The organism is Pseudoalteromonas ostreae (assembly GCF_018069805.1).
In the GTDB taxonomy this organism is placed as follows: domain Bacteria; phylum Pseudomonadota; class Gammaproteobacteria; order Enterobacterales; family Alteromonadaceae; genus Pseudoalteromonas; species Pseudoalteromonas ostreae.
The window spans coordinates 259,321-274,987 of the sequence record NZ_JAGPYN010000001.1 but is presented as its reverse complement, the minus strand read 5'-3'; the positions used below and the strand labels follow the sequence as shown (position 1 = coordinate 274,987).

At 39.5% G+C, this 15,667-nt stretch carries 9 protein-coding genes; all 9 read right to left on the bottom strand.

From position 1 onward, the window contains the following. Nucleotides 1–28 precede the first annotated feature (28 nt). A complete protein-coding gene (locus J7338_RS01055) occupies nucleotides 29–2,005 on the bottom strand; it encodes a TonB-dependent receptor plug domain-containing protein (RefSeq protein WP_210794788.1) in 1,977 nt (658 codons plus the stop codon). Nucleotides 2,006–2,124: 119 nt separating this feature from the next. Next, nucleotides 2,125–2,388 (bottom strand): CBU_0592 family membrane protein, encoded by a 264-nt coding sequence (locus J7338_RS01050; RefSeq protein WP_210794786.1) that lies wholly within the window; start codon nucleotides 2,386–2,388, stop codon nucleotides 2,125–2,127. A 160-nt stretch (nucleotides 2,389–2,548) separates the two neighbouring features. Beyond that, nucleotides 2,549–2,878, bottom strand: a complete 330-nt coding sequence (locus J7338_RS01045) for a hypothetical protein (protein ID WP_210794784.1) — start codon at nucleotides 2,876–2,878, stop codon at nucleotides 2,549–2,551. Nucleotides 2,879–2,886: 8 nt separating this feature from the next. Further along, nucleotides 2,887–3,237 carry a hypothetical protein gene (locus J7338_RS01040; protein WP_228732886.1) on the bottom strand — a complete coding sequence of 117 codons (351 nt, stop codon included), beginning with the start codon at nucleotides 3,235–3,237 and terminating at the stop codon, nucleotides 2,887–2,889. Continuing rightward, nucleotides 3,234–3,569: a hypothetical protein gene (locus J7338_RS01035; protein WP_210794782.1), complete on the bottom strand. Its 336-nt coding sequence runs from the start codon at nucleotides 3,567–3,569 to the stop codon at nucleotides 3,234–3,236. The genes J7338_RS01040 and J7338_RS01035 overlap by 4 nt, the downstream gene beginning before the upstream one ends. 21 nt (nucleotides 3,570–3,590) lie before the next feature. After that, nucleotides 3,591–3,926: a hypothetical protein gene (locus J7338_RS01030; RefSeq protein WP_210794779.1), complete on the bottom strand. Its 336-nt coding sequence runs from the start codon at nucleotides 3,924–3,926 to the stop codon at nucleotides 3,591–3,593. Nucleotides 3,927–3,960: 34 nt separating this feature from the next. Then, entirely contained in the window at nucleotides 3,961–4,272 is a 312-nt protein-coding gene (locus tag J7338_RS01025) for a hypothetical protein (RefSeq protein ID WP_210794777.1), read from the bottom strand. Between the two features lie 33 nt (nucleotides 4,273–4,305). Beyond that, nucleotides 4,306–4,614, bottom strand: a complete 309-nt coding sequence (locus J7338_RS01020) for a hypothetical protein (RefSeq protein ID WP_210794775.1) — start codon at nucleotides 4,612–4,614, stop codon at nucleotides 4,306–4,308. A gap of 601 nt (nucleotides 4,615–5,215) precedes the next feature. Then, nucleotides 5,216–15,667: an FG-GAP-like repeat-containing protein gene (locus J7338_RS01015; protein WP_210794773.1), complete on the bottom strand. Its 10,452-nt coding sequence runs from the start codon at nucleotides 15,665–15,667 to the stop codon at nucleotides 5,216–5,218.

Below are 15,667 nucleotides of genomic sequence, written 5' to 3'. Positions count from 1 at the left end.
AAAGGGCATAGCTGAGCGCCCCTAAAACTTAAAATTTGATTTGATAGTGTACCGAGTATTCACTGCCGACACCAGCAACAGCGCCATCGGTGACTCTTGGATCGTACACACGGTAGTGCTTATCTAAGATATTATGGGCTTTAAAACTAATTTCACTGCGTGCAGAAAACTGCCAACTCACAGCTGCGCCTAGCAACAAGTAAGCCGGTTGAGTAAAGTCGTTTGTCATTGTCGGGCCACTGACGGCATCGCGCCAAACACCATTAAGGCTCAGCACCCATTGCTGATAATGATAATTAGCAATCATACTAGCAAAGCGTTTAAACGTTGGCTTAATGGGCGTATCAAAATACTCGCTGTAGGTCGCTTCCACTGATAAATCACTAGTGATGTGGATCATGCTATCTAATTCAACACCACGATTAATGTCATCTAATTGGTTTTCAAAACTAAACTGATTATTGACGGCAGAGTTTGGCACTAGATTAATAAAATCAACAAGCTGATTATAAAAAAGCACTGAATTAATATGCCAATCTTGTCCCTCGTAGCGCCAAACAAGCTCTGTGGTTTTAACATATTCAGACTTTAAGTTTGGATTGCCCTTAGTCACATCATCATCTGAATACAATTCATTCGTCACAGGAGTGCGAAACGACTCACCGTATTGTAATTTAAAAGTATGCGCGCGAGTTGGTGAGTAGATTGCGGAAATGCGCGGCGATAATTTACTGTCTATCGCTTTAACATCATCATAACGTGCCCCTAAAAATAAGCTCAATTGCTCAGTAAAAGGCACTTTGATTTGCCCATAAATACTTCGGGTTTCAAAAGTCGATTGCAAACTCTGAAATGGCGCATAACTACTGATTGTAACAATCCCCCCTTGATAAAACGGATCCTCAACAATAATTTCACCGCTGTTTACATCAAAATAATTAACACGTAAGTCCGCTTTATGTTGCTCTGCACGGCTATATTGCAAGCCTGAATTGATTGACCAACCATTATTAAATTGCTGACTGGCCTCTACACTGACAGTTAAATCCGTTGTATGCCAATCAGGACCAACAAAAAAATCATAACTAGCGTTAGGTAAAGTGGCTGCCGGTGCAATTAATCCAGCACTTTGTATTTGATGATGCGCATACGCTATTTTTGTAGCCAAAGTACGTGTATCCGTTTCAAGCCAATCATAACCTACTGATAGAAAAGTATTCTCACTACGATGTTGGTTACTGTCAGAATAACCACCAAGGTTTAAAAACTCATTCAGTTCAACCTGGTTATAACGCGCTCTCACAGCCAGTTTATTGATATCGACACCCGCTTCAAAGTAAACTGATTGCAGCGGATCGTTAACCCCTTGTGGATAACGCTTGCCACTTTTTTGGTTATACGCGCCATTAGCAAATAGATGTGTTTGCTGATCAACTTGATGACTAACCGAGAATGCAGCGCCAGTTTGACCTACATTCCCCACAGCCAGCGACATTTCATTATTTTGGCTTTTAGTCACTATATTCATCACCCCTAAGAATGCATTACTGCCATATAATGCAGAGCCAGGGCCACGTATAAATTCAACTTTATCAATGATTTCTACAGGTATATAAGGCATATAAACTGACGCTTTGCCAAATGATGACTCATTTAAACGCTCACCGTTGACCATCACTAAAATATTGCCGCTATCAAGATACACACCCCTTGCGTGATCTTTTGGTACAGCGCCTACCCAATCACCACGCGTAGATTGCATACCTGGAACAAAATTCATCAATTCAAACGCATTATTCACCCCAAGCAAGGTTATTTTTTTGCGGTTAAAAACAGTAATAGTTGAGGGGGCTGAAGCGAGAGTTTCTAACGTTTTTGAGGCGATATCGACATGAACGTCAAGCAAATCTTCAAAGCTAAGCACAAATAAATCATCAGCATCACTCGCCAATAAAGGGGCTGTATAAACACATAAAAAAAGACATGCCGTTAGCTTTAAAATCATTACGCCGCTTTACACCTATATTTTTTATTAGAGTTTCTACATCATAAAATAACGTAGCACTTACAATATTAATACAAATGTGACACGGCGTGAGAGTTTTTCTCTATTAATTTATAAATTTAGGCTACAGCTGTAGTCTGTTTAGCTTTTAGGTATTTGTATAAACCAATTAATGACGCTGCGATCCAAAATATTTCGATTACAAAACTTGCCAAATTAAAGTTATAACAAAGACTTATTAGCAACAAAATAGCGCCAGATAAGTTCATCATGTTATATAAAAGCCCAGTAGGTTTAGCTTTACCCAGTTGTAGCATAAAAAACGCGCCAACCACTAAAAACGTACCTGTCATACCAACAATATCAAATAAAAGTGCAATCACGGGTGTCCCCTATCCTTTTTAATCATACCCAAAAAACTGGCCCATTCCATGGGGAGGGTTATTTTCAATCATTGAAACAGCAAACCGAGCAATTCTAACAAATCGACTTAAACTTCACAGGATAAATGTCCGCTAGCAAAATGAAATACCTAAAAGGGAATTAAAATTTGATAAATAGCCGATTAATGTCACAAGTGGTACTTTCGTTATCAAAACTAATAGTTAACTCTTTATCTGATGAACCAGCAACAAGCGCAACCGACAAAAAATTAGCAATAGCAGCTTGAGTAACGCCATTTTTACCTTCGGACACATAGTAATATTTGGGGTTACTATTATTTTTACAGGTTGCGTTATCAGCCTTAAAGGTCAAAATAAAGCCACCATTAGCCAATGGATAAACGCTATCTGCTTTGGCTGTGTGCCAAGTGGGTGCAGCTGTTAAATTTAACGAAATAAAAGCTGTAAAAATTACCAAAAGCTTTTTCATAAATATCCTTATTTTGGTTCTAGAACAATCAATTTTAATTTGCACTCTTTCGAGCTTAAGCCACTCCAATCTTGATTTTCATCAGCATGAAGCATCACTTTAGTATTACTGTGATAGGCAGCTAGGGCGGTGCTATAAATAGCGCTGTTTTTATCATTTGCCCCATCCAACCAAAAGCCAGCGGGGCAGTTGCTTTGGATTGATTCGCTTTGATTTTTTAATGTAACTTTAAAAACCCCTTGCGTGTAATCTCCCCAAGTATAGATTTGGCTAATTTGGTGGTATCCTCTAGTGTTCATCGCTTTTGATGAAAATACAGCAAAAAGGAATAAACAGAGTATAACTTTCGTTTTCATCATTTTATTGTTCCAATATAAACTGGGGCTGGTGTATTGCCATAAGTTGCAAGCTCCTTACAGCTACCGTCGCCTGGATAATAAAAGATCACTTTTTGTGCATTAACTTGAGAATTTTGTAACAAGCTGGTCCACATAGCGCAAGTTAATGGCTCAACTCCTTTCCAAGTACTGTTTAAATTACAAATATTAGTATAATCACCACGCCCTGTATGCAAGATATTAATGCCACCCGTTGCGTACACAAGCACCCTTTGCACATCAACGGTGCAGTTAAAACTTGCAAATGCAGAACCTGAATAAGCCAATAATAGTGTGTATATAACTGCCTTCATAATCTTTTTTCCTTAAACATTTTAGCCAACCCGATGAACACGAATATAACCATTGGCACAATTACCTTGCGAATCATAACCAATATTTACTTGCTCTTTGGAAGCCAGCGCCAGCATTAAGCGGGACAATAGCTGATCCCTGCGCTCTTGTGGCACAGTGCCACTAATTACAAAAAAATTTGCTTTACAGGTTTCGTGGCTCGCTGGCTGAGTTTTAAAACGAAAATAAATAGCATCATGATCTGTATAAACGTATACACCTTCAAGCTCGCCGCGAATATTACTGTCATAACCAGCAAAGGCTTTTGTATGAATAAATAGTGTGAATACACACATTATAAAAACTCTGATTTTCACTTCTTATTTCCTTATATAGATTTAGTCGTTATATCTATCTAGCGACTTCTTGCAGGCCAGTTATAATGCAAGTTGTTTGCTCGCTGTCTACTACGTATTTTAATTTTTTATCTTTGGCTTTCGCGGATAGCGCATAAGCATATTGTGCTTTATTAAACTCTGTACCATCCATATTAATTTGCCCACGAGAATATGAGCAATGCTCCGCAAACTGGGGGGAAGAGATATAAGCAACACCATTGTTTAAAGACAAAGTCCAATTAACTAATTCACTAGGCCAATAACGCTTAGCGCTGAGTGATGGGCTTATAAAAACCAGTAAAATTAATAACAAGCAGGTTTTCATTCATATTCCTTTATTTATGCGGTTAAGATCTAATTATGATATAGCGGGACTTAACATAACTGGGTAAAGTTTTGCATCATTATTGTTGTTGATATACACATCCACCGATTTATTCGCAGCCAGCACAATAGCATTGCCTTTGTCAGACGCTGGGCATATCCACTTACCATTTGAACCTGTGGTTATAAACGCATAACCACCATCACAGTATGCAGGGTAATCCATCACCGCAGTAACGGTGCCTTTACAGTTGATATCTTTAGCATGTGAGAAAAACGATAACCCTGTTAAAAGTGCTATCAGGGTTAATTTTATTGCTATTGTTCTTTTAAATGTTTGCATAACAATGACTCATTAATAAGTGAAATAACGAACATTTGCCCGTTTCCAATTTCCCCAAGAGCTACAATCCGTTGCCACATCGTCACCATCAAACCACACTGCCTATATCAGCTTATAAGAAAATTACAGGAGCTAGGTTCGTTGCTTCACAACACTACTCATATACCAATACCTGAACAATCATGACAAAGTATTATGAAGCAAGTGATCTGACCCCTATTATTTTTCTTAATAACATTTTATTTAAAATCCTTATTAAAAATAACTATCATGATAAGAAGGCAAAAAGAAAGACCTGACCCTATTTATTTGTTTACTCTATTCCTTGATGTTTGAAGTCAACATTTAACCTCTTTGGCTTTTTAACTTTGTTAGTAATTATAGATTCTTGTTCGGAAACACCCACAAAGCTATAAGAATAAGAAGAAAAGTAAACCCTCCAATAATTCGCTCACATAAATTAATCTCCATATCCTTTAGCATTATTATAATAAAGAACATAGGTGTTCCATATATTAACAAGTGGAGATACTTACTGTATCTGACTTTCAGACCGACCATAAAAATCATTAAACTAATAATTATTATTAGTAAAGGCATGCTAGTTTCCGTTTATTGTTTTGCTGTTCATATAAATACTCGCTAAATCATTAGCCAATATTGGCGTACTAAATTTTCCATACATAGGTACAGAGTTTTGTATCACGTCAGGATGGAAGAGAGGCCTGCTTGTGTGCTGATATAAGTTTAGCACTGGTGCCTTTATGATCCCACCAACTATTAGTGCGCTATCTACGTAATAATAAGTATTTTCGTTACCTGTCATCTCAGTCCAAAATTCTCTAGCATAGTTTTCTGGTTTAACATTAAAACCAGATTCCATAGCTATTTTTCCTAAACCTTCTTGGGTATTTGCAGCGCCGTGTATCGAAAGAGGGGCTCCCAATAAGCACGCCCAACCGGATGCACAAAGTCCTCCACCAACAACAGAAGATGCCAGCCCACCAACTACTTGAAGTTCAGCTAATGCTATCCTACCGAACCTATTGAAATACTCTTCCCATGACCACTTGCTAGCACGGTTCATTTCATATGCAGTTTGACCTTCAGCATTAAGCAAGTGCATCATTGCTGCAGTCTTAGCACCATTAGCAAACTTGCCACCAGTCAAGGAGCTTGTCGTTCCACCAATTACAGCCGCAATAGTGGTTCTTCCAGCTATAGCAGACCATTTACGGTTGTTCATATTAAACCCTGCATTACCCATTGCTAGTTTTGTGAAACCCGCAGAAATGAAACCATGTCCAAACTTGCCGCCAGAAGCTACAGAAGAAATACCACCAACCATTGCATGCGTACCCGCCCATTGTAACTGCTGCCCAACCCCCAAATCTGAGAACGTTACACCAGATTCTGCTGTAATACCAAACTCGGCTTTAAAATGTTCTCCAACTTGTTGAAAAGCTGCTGCTGTTATGCCTGCAATAGCACCTGCTCTGAAAGCTTGAGAAGATGAGCCCCCCATTGCCCTTGTAAATTCATAACTCCAAGCAGCTGCGCCCCATGGCCCTCCAAAATATGTTGATACAACAGAGCCAACTAAATTTACTAATTCAGCACCGAATATTTTTGTAGCTCCTTTAATCAAACCTCGAGTTATTTTCTTAAACGGGTTTAATGAGATATAGCCACTTGGATCTATTCTGCTCAACGGATTATTCAACACATAACTGTACGCGTTGTAGTTTTGTAAATTACTCGGTGCTTGTACTACGGGATCGGCTTGCATCATACGGCCGGTGCCGGCGTCGTAGATACGGCCATTCATGTGGATCACGCGGTTATCACCGTCGAGCATCACTTGTTCGTGGCCAGTGTAGCCACGGGTATTGCTGGCAATCGCATTAAAGGCACTTAAGTTACTTTGCTGGGCATAATAAAGTTGTGCTTCAAGCGCAGTCGGGGCAATCTCAGATTGTTGACCAAATACATCATAAGCAAAGCGTTTTAACAGTTTAAAACTGCCATCAGTAATGGCAGTAATGGAGCCTTGATGGTCGGTAAACAACCATTTTATGCTGGCATTACCCGCGGCGTAATAGGTTTGCATGGCGTCGTTACCAATATAGCGTTTGATATATTGATCGTTCACTGTGTGGTTAACCGTCAGCTCTAGTGCGCCTACGTAATAAATTGTTTGCTCAGTGTCTACGCGTTTATAACGGCGGTTATTGGCATCATATTTAAAGAATGCCTTTTTACCATTAATGCTAATTTCAGTGGCTTTATTACGGCCACTGTAGGTAACAGTACGCCAATTAGTGCCGTTTTTCTTCGCCCAAGTTTGGTTACCGTTTTTATCATAACCAAAGGTTTCGGTCATGGTGCCTTTACTGCGACTGCTTATGCCATGAATAGGTGAGTTTGCCGTTTCGTTATAGCGCTGCTCCCAATCGTCTTTACGCTCTAAATTACCGTTATCAGCATAACTATAAACAACTTGACCATCGACCGTAGTAACACGGTTAAGGTTATCATAAGCAAAGGTTTGTTGCTGCGATGCCGTTAAATGGCGTGAGGTTAAATTACCCATGCCGTCAAAGTTATACGTATCCGCTTGAATATAGTCGGTACTTGTACTAATACCTGCTACATGGCCTGCATCATCATAGCTTACCGTCATCAACTCTTGGCCTTTGTTGTAGCCAATTACTTGGCCACGGTCGTTGAGCGCATTGACTTGATAATACACACGGCCAAAGCTTGTGCCTTCGCGGGCTTCTTGGCGTTTAAGTACTTGGCCGTTTTGATACGTGGTATGTATGCCGCGTGCCTCGCTATACTTACCGCTAGCATCTCGACGGTAATCATCAAAACTAAGTAGTGGTCTGCCAAACTCATCATAGTTTGTTTGCTGTATTATACAACGACTAGTTAGCGGGTCGTTAAGGCGTGCATCTGTGTAACGTAAATCGTTACTACGACTGTTAAATGCCACCATACTGGTACAATTTAGGGCACTTTCAACATTGGTTAAACTGGCTACCGCGCGGCCAACGTTATCGTAGTAGTAATTCTTTTGCCATTCATTGCCAATACTCTCCGACACCAATTGGTGAACCGTATTACCGGTGCCAAACAGCCATTGACTGGTTTGCTCACCGGTGACTGTTTGCTTTGTTTTACGGCCTAGGATGTCGTAGGTATTGGTTGTAACAACGCCCCGTGCATCGGTTTGCGTTTTAAGCTCACCAAAGGCGGTGTAGGTATAGCGCCAATTACCACGGTCTTTATCATTCATTGATTTTTTACGACCTAAAGCGTCGTATTCAATTGTTGATAATATTTGATTATCGGCTGATGAATGCACTGTTTTTAAATTACCCAGTACATCATAGGTATAGGTTAAAACATTACCAGCGTTATCGGTCACAGAAGCTGTTTGGCCAAGCGCATTACTGAGCGTGGTTTTAACTTGCGTGCCTTCGGGGATATCGCCCGTTAAGGTGACGGTTTCTTCAAAACCACTCAATTCATAGTTGGTAGTAATGTTTGAATTGGGATCGTCAATTTGTGTTGGTCTGTCAAACACATCATAGCTGCTGGTAATAGCCAACATACCAGGTGATGTTTGGCTCAGTGAACGGCCGTGTTTATCATACTGAGTATAAGCGGTTAACCAATCACCCAATACGGTAATTTTACTTGCTGCCGTTGTGCGCCCTGCTTTATCAATGTATTGCTTTTCAACCAATTCGCCATTAACTAGCTTATTAACTTGTGCCACACAATTACTGCTATCGCAGTCACTCATATACGTACTCGTTTGCGCGCCAGTGGCACTATAACTTGATACTTTGCTGCCAAACACATCATATTGAAAATACGCATTGGTGCCATTTACATCGGTTACTGCTGTTGGCTGACCAAACTTGTTACGGCTATTCACCGTTTGCTCGGTAAATAAATCGTTAGCAGTAGATACTGCGTAGCGCCCTTCATTATCAAAGGTTGAGCTTTTACTGCGTGTTTGATGCTTTTGCCCTGCTGCATTATTACAACTAGGTAAGTTTGTTGTTTGTATTGCAATTTCATTACCCAGTGCATCATAGCTATGGGTTGTTTTTAGGTAGCTATCACAACCACCTTGTGGCATAACTATTTCACTTTGTAACATGCCTTCATTTTGATGGTTGCTTGGGTAATAGCTAAACGCTGTATTACGTGTAACAGGTGTAAGCCCGTCTTGGCTTTGAGTAACCGTGGTCGCACTTAAACGGCCAAAACGTTTATCGTAATCACTTGTGCCGTAGTTATTTGCTGTAACTACAGATGACAGTGAAACACCAGAACCGAGCGACTCTAAAAACCCATGGCTTTGCTCGTATTTATCGACCGTTAACTCAGACACATTGGCATGTTCATCTTGCACAGTGGTTGTTACTGTACAGTTATAACCACTCACGGTTAAGTCTGTATCAATACGAGCGGAGCATTCTTTGGTGTTGGCGTTATACACTTGATAACTGGTTAAACTATTAGCATTAACCGACGCTACATTGGTGTAGCTATTAGCCGCAGAGCTTAATAATGTTTTGCTACTACCTGAGACCATGTATTTTTCGGTTTTATCAGGCATGCCAATAAACGGAAATGCTTGGCGGTAATAAGTATTGGTTTCAAACCTGTAACCGTCTTTTTCAGTTTCGGTTGTGAGCTTTCTAAAGCCCAGCCAACCACGGCCACCAAATTGCAACCTCGCACCAGCATAACTGTAGTTAACCGATAAAGTATCACTGGGTGACAAGGTACTTGGACTGTCGGTTGTCACTGTTTTAACAAGTGGTGATGAACCTATTAAATCCGTAACATTGAGGTTTTGCGCATCATAGAGCGCTCTATCTGCTGCGGCCGATTGGTTTTCACTTGCTGCTGGGTATTGTGCCGCGTTTTCTAAATTATATTTGCTATATAATTGTGGATCAGACATTAAGCCATAATCAATAACGGTTTTACTACCATAGCCTTGGCTCACTTCGCGTAGCATGCCTTGGCTGAATACTTCGTTTAGGTTGTACTTAACCTGGATGCGATTACCATCTTTAAAGAATATATCGGGCACAGCATCATGGTTGTGATCGGTGAAATACGCATAATCACCTTCTTCATAATTAATACCAGAGGTATTAAAGGCTAAGTTTGCATTTTTATAAAAATATTTAGAGCGAGGATCCCACTGATAAGCAGTCCAAGTACTTGATCCCTCCTCTATAAAGAACAGTTCGAGTTTACCATCACGGTCGATATCAATACTAAGCGGTGCAATATGCTCGCTCATATTGCCTACTCTAAATACTTGAGTAAACTTAAGTTCTTCGCCACCCTCGTTAAGTAAAATTTTCCAGTTGTCGTCGCTTATATCATAAAATAACAAGTCAACTAAACCATCGCCATTAAAATCATTTGGTTGTAAGTGTTTTGCCTTACCACTGCGAATAACAACTTGTTCTAAGTCTTTGCCATTATTGGTATTTATATAGGCTGAGATCTGGTCTACTTCAGTATTACCATCGCACTTATAGCTGCTACAACCGAGCGTTAGTATATCTGCTAAGCCATCAAAATTTAGATCCAGCATGTACCATGGCGTGTCATCTTCCACAAGGTTACGCTGGTAACTTATGGTTCTACCTATACGCTCATTGTTTTGGGTTATAATGCCTAAGCCAACTTTAGCCTTATAACTTTGCGTATCCTGATCCCAAAAACGAGCATAGAGTTTTTCATCATCACTGCCTCTTTTATGAATGATATCAGCATAACCATCGCCATCCAGATCACCAAGCCTAATATCGGTCATATATCTATCAGTGCCGATTAATGGTAAGAGGCTATAATCTATGGAACTATTATTCTCATTAAAGCCATATTGATACCAATAATAATCAGTGTCACGAGAATGCTTATCACGCATGTTGACCCACAGCACTTGCTTACCATCCCCTTCCGGATCAACTGCCATCATTTGCACAATATCAGCGCGATCAGAGCGGTAAATAGTTTTACACACCTTTGAATTAGTGCCATCAGTGAAGTTCAAACATAGCAAATACTGCTTATTATCTACTCGCTCAAGCGTGGCAAGTTCGGGTTTACCGTCGCCTTGCGTATCTATTTGCGTCACTGCGGCTAACTTATTGCCGGAACTGGTATAAAATACAGTGTGATAAGCTTCAAAGTTTAAGCTGTTATTAAATTCGTTGTACTCAAACTCAATGGGCTTTTTGCACACATAATTTGAACACTGCGCTACAGATTTAAGTAATCGAACTCCATTTGCTGCACTTTCAAATGTTAAATTGTAATTAAAAAGCGGCTCATTCCTATGGTTATAAACTTTAATACCATTTAACTGTGCACGGGCAGTAAATTCACTACCATTTACATATGCTTGGCTGCGAATGTCACCAGCTTGATATTCAAAAACAACTTTATTACCGCTATAACTAATTTGTGCTAAGGCTTTTTCGCCAAACCCTAGATCCGCTGAATTGCTCGAATTTTTGTCTGTATAGCTAAAGTTAATGGCTGTGCTGTCGTTTTCTAAGTTGTCGTAAATTTTACGGATGTTCCATGTCAGTACTTTATCTGCTGCTATTGCTACTTCTGAATTTAACGTACCACCATAGTATTTTTTACTACCGTCTTTACCTTCAACAACAAACATTTTTTTGCTACCAGTTGTCGTGTTTGCAATTGTTATTAATAGCTGACTGTCTATTTCGGTTTTATAAGTAGCACCAACTTCGCCTTCAGCATAGCTACCATCGAGTAAAATAAGGCGTTGGCCATCTAAACAATAGCGATCAGACTCAGTAAACGTTAAGCCACTAAATTGGCCATCTTGCGCAACTGTTTGACGACAGCGGCTAATAGAAGAGCCAGCACTTATGCCCCAACCAAGTCCCACTGACGTCTCTGGTGTTTGGGAATCATAGGTAAGCGCCACTTCAGGTTGCACACCAGCAATTCCTGCTGGCAACGAGATAGGAACCGTATAATTAGCAGAGCCATTTTCAGTGACTCTAAAACTGCCTAATGTCGGTGAAAATGATGCTGATGTGTTAAGCGCATCTATACCTGGCCAATTTTTTTCAGCAACTGACTCATTTAAGGCCACATTAATGGCTGCTTCTTGCACGCTAGTGGTTACTAAAATTGTGGCAGGATCGGAGCGCTCTGAACATTGCTTTTTAACTTGGCCAGTTTTAAGCGTTACTTCAATACAAGCTTCAGCCCAAAATTGATATTCGCCATTAGCCAAATCTACAGCATAACGATTGTTAGTTACTGAGGCTAATAACCGCTCACTTTGTGCGTTATATGACTGGCTTAACTCATAAAATGTAGTTGCTGCTGGGTGGTTAAAGTTTAGTTCATATTGGCCTAAACCAAGTTCAGCATAGCTCAAGCTTGGTTTATCGCTTAAGCCATCACGCGGATCGAGTGGATTTTGCCCTAATAGAATTTCGACTTCATCTGAAAGGTTATCGCCGTCAGAGTCCGTATCGTATTGGCAATTACGCGAGCTTAAACAAAAGTCATAAAAATAATAAACCGTATTATTGGCAATAATATCAAAGCGCGAGGCTGAAAAAATCAGCTCATCGATTAAAGCGGCGCGTGTTAGCCCTTGGTTTAGCTGTGCTAACCACTGCGCTTTTGTTTTGCCTTTTACTACGGGGTTATTGGCCGCAAACAATAAAGTATAAAGTTTATTAATAAATACACTATTACTATCGGCTAGCGGTAAATTAACTAAGCCTTCATCTGAATTTAAAAATGCATAGATCAGTTCAATATTTTCTACACCCAACTGCTGAGCATAAGCAAAAAAGGTTAACTCTGCTTTGGTTGGCGCACGCTGTAATAATGCATAAAATAGTTTAGTAATTTGAATAATATTTTGGCTTTGTTGTGATGGTTGCCAACCATCAGGTTCATTATTTAATAAATTTTTAATCAGTGAACTGTCAATGTCATCCCATTTTAATGCATTGAGGCTGACACTCGTTCTATCGATAATATGCAGTTGTTTATCTTCGGTGGTAACATAAATTTTATTATTTGCTGCAACAATTGGTTGCTGAGTAATGCCACTGGTTAAAATATATTGCCACTGTACGGCACCCGTGTTTTGATCAAGCGAATAGAGAGCTTTGTCCATAGAGCCAACATAAATATTGTTATGTTGATCAATTTGCGCAGCGGCTTTTATAGGTCCTCGAGTTTGGGTAACCCATTGCTCAACACCATCATGATTTAATGAGTAAACTTTGTGATCAAAAGAGCCAACAACGATATTGTCGCGGCCATTTTTAGTAGTTAACAATGGCATAGCAACGACTTGGCCACCTGTTGTTACTTTCCAACGCTCTTGCCCTGATGAACTAAGTGCGTATATATCATTACCGCTGCCCAAATAAATTGACCCGGTAGAACTTATAACTGGGGCATGTAAAATCATGTCAAAGCCAGCATTAGCACCCGTGTTGTCTACGATGATTGAGCCTTTTTCAGCATCTGATACACCGTTACCTAGCTCTAGATACAAACCACCATTATTTAAACCTTCAATTACTCGTAATGGTGCTTTAAATTGCAAGTTATAGTCATCTATATAACTCAACTGAGCACTAGATAGCGAGTAATTAAAAACCTCCGCCGTATTGCGTAGTCTTACAGCTAAACTCATACTTTTAGAGTTAAAACCAAGGCCCTTTATTTTTAAGCAATTACTGCCACAACTGCTATTAAGTTCAGCTTGCTGTATATAGGCGGGTATATGATTAAAAGTAAGTTGCTGCCCTAAAGTACATAGGTTTTGGCTATTACAAGCGGATAATTGATAGGTGTAATTACCGAGTTGTAGACCCGTAATATCTTTGAACAACCCTTGCGTAGTTGAAATAACAGTTTTAGCTGCGGTTTGCGAGTCAGCAGCAGTTCCCTGCCATCTTTCCAACTTATAATAACTTGTTAAGCCATCATTATTATTTTGCCAACTAATTCTATAAGGGCCACTTTGTTGTAAATTGTGTGCTGAAAAGGTTGGTGCAACAGGAGTTGGTTGCTGATTATTTATTGTAATAGAACTACATTTATCACCCACTCCCTTAGAGCTCTCCTGTACTTTCCCATTGACAATATTTTTAGCACTTGCACAATAGGCAAAAGTTGTATTGTGTAGATTATAGCCTTTGCTGATCAGTACATTTGGACTTTGGCTTGAGTACTCACCATAAAACTTATTATTTTCAAAAAGTTTGTAAGTTTGTGCATGACTTACTGATGCGATATTTACTGAGTATTGGCCAGCAGTTTGCGCGCCAATAGTTACTTTTGGAACGCCCGGTTTAGGCAATGTAACCTTACCAGTCACTGCTGCACTGGTTTTAGATTTTTCGTCAGTATCAGTGACAACTACCTGAACAGATATGTCACCTGCTGTTTTAGGTGTCCAAGTTAGGCTGAACGTTTTATGTTTGCGATTATCACTGGGCAGAGGTTGCGGGGTACTTAGACTCGGGCTAATCGTAACCGATTGCTCCGTACCATTAACTAAGAGTTTCAGCGATTTCAGAGCGTTAGCTTGGCTTGTTAATGCACCAACTTTTGCTGTTAAGGTAACGGCTTTATCAAGTGTTAGCGTAGTCGGTAATTGCTCTAACCTCACGCCAAATGGCGCTAATACATTTACCGCTACATTTGTGTGTTGTGCTAAGCCATGACTATCTTCAGCATAAATATAATAACTATAGGTACTTGCCATATTTTTACTAATGGCAAAGCGACAAACGGATGAACTTACATCACAAGTTTTAAGTAACTTGGAGCCGCTGCATTTTGTTGGCGAGCTAGGTATAGTCCCCGCTGGGTATTCACATATTTGATATGTGTTTAAACCTTGCGCATCGTTTGCTGTTGATTCAATAGTAAATGACTCACCAATAAAAGGGCTTGCATTACTGCTTTTAACAGATACTGTTGGAGTATCGTTGAGAACAATATCTTTAAGTTCTTTAAATACAGGTGCGCCGCTATCAGTGGCGACTGCTTTAAAAGTGGTGTTGCTGGAAACTCTTAAATCAAAGCTACAACTAAGATTTGTACCAGCAGTGGCACAACTCGATTTATAATAAGAGACCGGATTACAGGTGCTGCCAACGCAAAAGTTAAATGATTTTATTTGATTGATACGTTGCATATTTTTATCTTTGGCAGTTAATGTAAATTTTACACTACCGCCAGAATTAACTAATTTCTTATCAGCACTTAGGGTAACTACAGGCGATGTGTTTCTCTCAACCACATTGACCGTTGCTGTAGGACTAGATGTACTTTTTATACCAAAGCTGTCTTCAGCGACTGCGGTGAATTTATATTGACCAAATGCAGTTCCTTTGAATGAAAAGCTGCAATTACTGAAATTTGATCTGCAGGTTTTAACAACTTTATTGCCTTTTTTAATTTTTAGGGTCTTTAAATCATTACCAGCATCAAATGCAGAGAATTTAATAGTTTGAAATTCATTCAAATAGATTGTAGCTGCGGTTTTTGGTTGTGTTAAAGATACTTTAGGAACTGTTTTTTCTGTCACAAAAATACTCTTGGTACAACTAATAAAAGCTACACCACGAGCATAATGTATGCCGGCTGAAGGCGATATTCTGCCGAATGAAGCCAATCTATAGTCAGAACGTACTACGTTCTGACCTACTTCATTTGAGACAAAAGCAGTCTCTACTTTTAAATTCCCTTTGTATACTTCTATATCAGAAAAGCGGATAGTCGTACTTTTGGTATGATTAAAGCTACCAACAAAATCAGTAAATTCAGAAACGTTTTTTATTAATTTTACGTTTACAACTTTCCCTTTTAATGTATTTACAGATGATGTATCACAATATTTCTCTTCTAAAGAGGCAAGCACACTAAATGAAGATAAAAATATATAAATTAAAAATACAACCCGAGTAATACTATGTGTCAT

Coding starts and splice junctions, on each gene's coding strand:
- J7338_RS01055 (WP_210794788.1), bottom strand. CDS start 2,005: ATGATTTTAAAGCTAACGGCATGTCTTTTTTTATGTGTTTATACAGCC.
- J7338_RS01045 (WP_210794784.1), bottom strand. CDS start 2,878: ATGAAAAAGCTTTTGGTAATTTTTACAGCTTTTATTTCGTTAAATTTA.
- J7338_RS01040 (WP_228732886.1), bottom strand. CDS start 3,237: ATGATGAAAACGAAAGTTATACTCTGTTTATTCCTTTTTGCTGTATTT.
- J7338_RS01035 (WP_210794782.1), bottom strand. CDS start 3,569: ATGAAGGCAGTTATATACACACTATTATTGGCTTATTCAGGTTCTGCA.
- J7338_RS01025 (WP_210794777.1), bottom strand. CDS start 4,272: ATGAAAACCTGCTTGTTATTAATTTTACTGGTTTTTATAAGCCCATCA.
- J7338_RS01020 (WP_210794775.1), bottom strand. CDS start 4,614: ATGCAAACATTTAAAAGAACAATAGCAATAAAATTAACCCTGATAGCA.
- J7338_RS01015 (WP_210794773.1), bottom strand. CDS start 15,667: ATGACACATAGTATTACTCGGGTTGTATTTTTAATTTATATATTTTTA.